Source organism: Pelomonas sp. CA6 (assembly GCF_022549225.1).
Taxonomy (GTDB): Bacteria; Pseudomonadota; Gammaproteobacteria; order Burkholderiales; family Burkholderiaceae_C; genus Roseateles.
This window is the reverse complement of sequence record NZ_JAKZFD010000046.1, coordinates 1-644: the sequence shown is the minus strand read 5'-3', so window position 1 is coordinate 644 and position 644 is coordinate 1. Positions and strand designations below refer to the sequence as shown.

General features: G+C 73.8%; 1 protein-coding gene. It reads right to left on the bottom strand.

Going from position 1 to position 644, the window contains the following annotated elements; translation table 11 throughout:
• Positions 1 to 644 (bottom strand): condensation domain-containing protein (locus LZ017_RS21800; protein ID WP_241399032.1); only part of this gene is annotated, 644 nt, incomplete at both ends.

The following is a 644-nucleotide window of genomic DNA, read 5'->3' as shown; positions in this document are numbered from 1 at the left end:
GCGCCTGCAGCGCCAGCGCGCGCGGTGTCTGCTGCGCCTGGTGCTCGAACAGTTCGTGCACGCACAGGTCCTGCCGGTAGTCCTGCCGCGTGCGGTTCCAGCCGCGCAAGACCTGGCCCCGCTCGGCGTCGCCGAGGATGGGGATGGCGTCGACCGCGCGGCCGTCGTCGCGCACCAGGCCTTGCAGCAGCGCACGCAGATGGCCCAGGTAGCGCGCCAGCGTGTCGGGCTCGAACAAGGCCTGGGCATAGACCAGCTGGCCCCGGATGCGGCCGCCCTCCTCGCGCAGCTCCAGCGACAGGTCGAAGCTGGCCCTGCGGTGCGGCAGGTCCCGCAGCGCCAGCCGCAAGTCCTGCGCGCCCTCGCCCCCCTGCGGCAGCGCCAGGGCGCCGCCCTGCCACGCAAACATCAGCTGAAAGACGGGGCTGTGCGACAGGCTGCGCTGCGGCCGGACGGCCTCCACCACCTGCTCGAAGGGCAGGTCCTGGTGCGCCTGCGCCTGCAGCACGCAGTCGCGCACCTGCGCCAGCAGCGCGCCGACGTCCGGCCCGCCGCTGAAGTCCAGCCGCAGCGCCAACGTGTTGACGAAGAAGCCCACCAGCGCTTCCAGCTCCACGCGCGGCCGGTTCGCCACCGGCGTGCCG